Below are 5,474 nucleotides of genomic sequence, written 5' to 3' on the forward strand. Positions count from 1 at the left end.
GTATGGTTGTGAAGTTGCCCTCTGGGCTGGCTGTGAGGCTGGTTGGGGGAGCGTCCGATCCTTGAGAACTCAACAGCGTGCACTTGTCAAATGCCAAATAACCTCGACTCCACTTCGGTGGGGTGAGATTCCTTTGGATCAAAGACCTTCCCTTTGGGGGAGGCAACGGATAGTCAGCAATGATTTATCTCTTTGGTCAGCATCAAACTCGCTGCTCTGGTCTTTTTCCGACTGGTCGCAGCAAATTTTCTTTACGGAGAGTTTGATCCTGGCTCAGGATGAACGCTGGCGGCGTGCTTAACACATGCAAGTCGAACGGTGAAGCAGAGCTTGCTCTGTGGATCAGTGGCGAACGGGTGAGTAACACGTGAGCAATCTGCCCCTGACTCTGGGATAAGCGCTGGAAACGGCGTCTAATACCGGATACGAGCTGCGATCGCATGGTCAGTAGCTGGAAAGAATTTCGGTCAGGGATGAGCTCGCGGCCTATCAGCTTGTTGGTGAGGTAATGGCTCACCAAGGCGTCGACGGGTAGCCGGCCTGAGAGGGTGACCGGCCACACTGGGACTGAGACACGGCCCAGACTCCTACGGGAGGCAGCAGTGGGGAATATTGCACAATGGGCGAAAGCCTGATGCAGCAACGCCGCGTGAGGGATGACGGCCTTCGGGTTGTAAACCTCTTTTAGCAGGGAAGAAGCGAAAGTGACGGTACCTGCAGAAAAAGCGCCGGCTAACTACGTGCCAGCAGCCGCGGTAATACGTAGGGCGCAAGCGTTATCCGGAATTATTGGGCGTAAAGAGCTCGTAGGCGGTCTGTCGCGTCTGCTGTGAAAACCCGAGGCTCAACCTCGGGCCTGCAGTGGGTACGGGCAGACTAGAGTGCGGTAGGGGAGATTGGAATTCCTGGTGTAGCGGTGGAATGCGCAGATATCAGGAGGAACACCGATGGCGAAGGCAGATCTCTGGGCCGTAACTGACGCTGAGGAGCGAAAGGGTGGGGAGCAAACAGGCTTAGATACCCTGGTAGTCCACCCCGTAAACGTTGGGAACTAGTTGTGGGGTCCATTCCACGGATTCCGTGACGCAGCTAACGCATTAAGTTCCCCGCCTGGGGAGTACGGCCGCAAGGCTAAAACTCAAAGGAATTGACGGGGACCCGCACAAGCGGCGGAGCATGCGGATTAATTCGATGCAACGCGAAGAACCTTACCAAGGCTTGACATATACGAGAACGGGCCAGAAATGGTCAACTCTTTGGACACTCGTAAACAGGTGGTGCATGGTTGTCGTCAGCTCGTGTCGTGAGATGTTGGGTTAAGTCCCGCAACGAGCGCAACCCTCGTTCTATGTTGCCAGCACGTAATGGTGGGAACTCATGGGATACTGCCGGGGTCAACTCGGAGGAAGGTGGGGATGACGTCAAATCATCATGCCCCTTATGTCTTGGGCTTCACGCATGCTACAATGGCCGGTACAAAGGGCTGCAATACCGCGAGGTGGAGCGAATCCCAAAAAGCCGGTCCCAGTTCGGATTGAGGTCTGCAACTCGACCTCATGAAGTCGGAGTCGCTAGTAATCGCAGATCAGCAACGCTGCGGTGAATACGTTCCCGGGTCTTGTACACACCGCCCGTCAAGTCATGAAAGTCGGTAACACCTGAAGCCGGTGGCCCAACCCTTGTGGAGGGAGCCGTCGAAGGTGGGATCGGTAATTAGGACTAAGTCGTAACAAGGTAGCCGTACCGGAAGGTGCGGCTGGATCACCTCCTTTCTAAGGAGCATCTGGCACTTCGGTGTCCAGGCCCCCGATCAGAGCGAATGTCTCTGCGGGGTGCTCATGGGTGGAACATTTGACATGGTGCGAAGGATGAAGGTTTCTTCTAGTACGCCGCTTGCGGTGGGAACGGGGGAGTTTTCGGGTGTCGCACCTGCACGCTGTTGGGTCCTGAGGGACCGGATGAGAGTCCGCAACCTCTGGGCCTTTTCTTCATGCTGCTGGTCAGTGTGGGGGGAGGGTACCGCCCGTACTTTGAGAACTACACAGTGGACGCGAGCATCTTCGATGCGACACCTTCGGGTGTTGTGTCGTGAAGATGATCTTAAAGATCATTAGTCAATTTTTTGACGATTCAACTCATGTGATTTCAAGTCTTTAAGAGCAAACGGTGGATGCCTTGGCATCTGGAGCCGAAGAAGGACGTAGCAATCTGCGATAAGCCTCGGGGAGTGGATAAGCACACTGTGATCCGAGGGTGTCCGAATGGGGAAACCCCGCTGGGCGGCGTGCCGACCTAGTGACTCCCGCCTGAATATATAGGGCGGGTAGAGGGAACGTGGGGAAGTGAAACATCTCAGTACCCACAGGAAGAGAAAGCAACCGCGATTCCGTTAGTAGTGGCGAGCGAAACCGGATCAGGCTAAACCTAGCGTGTGTGATAGCCGGCAGGCGTTGCACGTTGGGGGTTGTGGGACTTTTCTGATCATTCTGCCGAGTGGTCGACGTTACAAGAAGGTATAGACGAACAGGTTTGAATGCCTGGTCATAGAGGGTGCGAACCCCGTAGTCGAAATGCCTCTCTTGGCGTGAAGAGTATCCCAAGTAGCACGGGGCCCGAGAAATCCCGTGTGAATCTGTCAGGACCACCTGATAAGCCTAAATACTCCCAGATGACCGATAGCGGACAAGTACCGTGAGGGAAAGGTGAAAAGTACCCCGGGAGGGGAGTGAAATAGTACCTGAAACCGTTTGCTTACAAACCGTTGGAGCCTCCTTAGCAGGGGTGACAGCGTGCCTTTTGAAGAATGAGCCTGCGAGTTAGCGATACGTGGCGAGGTTAACCCGTGAGGGGTAGCCGTAGCGAAAGCGAGTCTGAATAGGGCGATTCAGTCGCGTGTCCTAGACCCGAAGCGAAGTGATCTATCCATGGCCAGGTTGAAGCGACGGTAAGACGTCGTGGAGGACCGAACCCACTTAGGTTGAAAACTGAGGGGATGAGCTGTGGATAGGGGTGAAAGGCCAATCAAACTTCGTGATAGCTGGTTCTCTCCGAAATGCATTTAGGTGCAGCGTTGCGTGTTTCTTGCCGGAGGTAGAGCTACTGGATGGCCGATGGGCCCTACAAGGTTACTGACGTCAGCCAAACTCCGAATGCCGGTAAGTGAGAGCGCAGCAGTGAGACTGTGGGGGATAAGCTTCATAGTCGAGAGGGAAACAACCCAGACCACCAACTAAGGTCCCAAAGCGCGTGCTAAGTGGGAAAGGATGTGGAGTTGCTTAGACAACCAGGAGGTTGGCTTAGAAGCAGCCACCCTTGAAAGAGTGCGTAATAGCTCACTGGTCAAGTGATTCCGCGCCGACAATGTAACGGGGCTCAAGCACGCCACCGAAGTTGTGGCATTGACATTATTGGTAGGCCTTCGTGGTCCAGCCGTGTTGATGGGTAGGAGAGCGTCGTGTGGCCAGCGAAGCGGCGGTGTGAACCAGCCGTGGAGGCTACACGAGTGAGAATGCAGGCATGAGTAGCGAAAGACGTGTGAGAAACACGTCCTCCGAAAGACCAAGGGTTCCAGGGTCAAGCTAATCTTCCCTGGGTAAGTCGGGACCTAAGGCGAGGCCGACAGGCGTAGTCGATGGACAACGGGTTGATATTCCCGTACCGGCGAAGAACCGCCCAAGCTAATCCAGTGGTGCTAAGAGTCCTAACCCGGACTTGTTGATCCCTTCGGGGTGAGACGGTCCGGTCTAACGCTCGACCCCATGCTGGTGCGGCTAGCGTATTAACAGGTGTGACGCAGGAAGGTAGCCCAACCCGGGCGATGGTTGTCCCGGGGCAAGTGCGTAGGCCGAGTCATAGGCAAATCCGTGACTCATACAGGCTGAGACACGATGCGGATAAAAAGTGGGTGATCCTATGCTGCCGAGAAAAGCATCGACGCGAGGTTCTAGCTGCCCGTACCCCAAACCGACTCAGGTGGTCAGGTAGAGAATACTAAGGAGATCGAGAGAATCGTGGTTAAGGAACTCGGCAAAATGCCCCCGTAACTTCGGGAGAAGGGGGGCCTTCCACTTATTAGGATTTACTCCGAAAGGGTGTGGAGGCCGCAGAGACTAGTGGGTAGCGACTGTTTACTAAAAACACAGGTCCGTGCCAAGTCGCAAGACGATGTATACGGACTGACGCCTGCCCGGTGCTGGAAGGTTAAGAGGACCGGTTAGCCGCAAGGCGAAGCTGAGAATTTAAGCCCCAGTAAACGGCGGTGGTAACTATAACCATCCTAAGGTAGCGAAATTCCTTGTCGGGTAAGTTCCGACCTGCACGAATGGCGTAACGACTTCCCAACTGTCTCAACCGCGAACTCGGCGAAATTGCACTACGAGTAAAGATGCTCGTTACGCGCAGCAGGACGGAAAGACCCCGTGACCTTTACTACAGCTTGGTATTGGTGTTCGGTGTGGCTTGTGTAGGATAGGTGGGAGACTTTGAAGCGGTGACGCCAGTTACCGTGGAGTCATTGTTGAAATACCACTCTGGTCACTCTGGATATCTAACTTCGAACCGTAATCCGGTTCAGGGACAGTGCCTGGTGGGTAGTTTAACTGGGGCGGTTGCCTCCCAAAAAGTAACGGAGGCGCCCAAAGGTTCCCTCAACCTGGTTGGCAATCAGGTGGCGAGTGTAAGTGCACAAGGGAGCTTGACTGTGAGACTGACAGGTCGAGCAGGGACGAAAGTCGGGACTAGTGATCCGGCAGTGGCTTGTGGAAGCGCTGTCGCTCAACGGATAAAAGGTACCTCGGGGATAACAGGCTGATCTTGCCCAAGAGTCCATATCGACGGCATGGTTTGGCACCTCGATGTCGGCTCGTCGCATCCTGGGGCTGGAGTAGGTCCCAAGGGTTGGGCTGTTCGCCCATTAAAGCGGTACGCGAGCTGGGTTTAGAACGTCGTGAGACAGTTCGGTCCCTATCCGCTGCGCGCGTAGGAAATTTGAGAGGATCTGACCCTAGTACGAGAGGACCGGGTTGGACGAACCTCTGGTGTGCCAGTTGTTCCGCCAGGAGCACCGCTGGTTAGCTACGTTCGGGATGGATAACCGCTGAAAGCATCTAAGCGGGAAGCCGGCCTCAAGATGAGATTTCCATGCCTTCGGGCGAGAGGCTCCCAGCCAGACTACTGGGTTGATAGGCCGGATGTGGAAGCGTGGTAACACGTGAAGCTGACCGGTACTAATAAGCCGATGACTTGATAACACACCGTTTTTGGTGCTTGCGTCCACTGAGTGGTTCTCGATGTACGGTCGAGAACCGCATAACGATCAATCGTTGTGCAGACTGAAACATCAATAGTGTTTCGGCGGCCATAGCGTGAGGGAAACGCCCGGTTACATTCCGAACCCGGAAGCTAAGCCTCACAGCGCCGATGGTACTGCAGGGGGGACCCTGTGGGAGAGTAGGACACCGCCGGACTTCTTTCGT

At 55.0% G+C, this 5,474-nt stretch carries 3 rRNA genes; all 3 read left to right on the plus strand.

Annotated elements, in window-relative coordinates:
• Positions 1–250 precede the first annotated feature (250 nt).
• The 3 genes from PUW82_RS15010 (at position 251) to rrf (ending at position 5,465) form a co-directional block, all read left to right on the plus strand.
• Positions 251–1,772, plus strand: a 16S ribosomal RNA gene (locus PUW82_RS15010).
• Between the two features lie 371 nt (positions 1,773–2,143).
• Positions 2,144–5,249, plus strand: a 23S ribosomal RNA gene (locus PUW82_RS15015).
• 99 nt (positions 5,250–5,348) lie between these two features.
• Positions 5,349–5,465, plus strand: a 5S ribosomal RNA gene (gene rrf, locus PUW82_RS15020).
• The 16S, 23S and 5S rRNA genes sit together here, the layout of an rRNA operon.
• Positions 5,466–5,474 lie beyond the last annotated feature (9 nt).

Source organism: Microbacterium thalli (genome assembly GCF_028737325.1).
Classification (GTDB): domain Bacteria; phylum Actinomycetota; class Actinomycetes; order Actinomycetales; family Microbacteriaceae; genus Microbacterium; species Microbacterium thalli.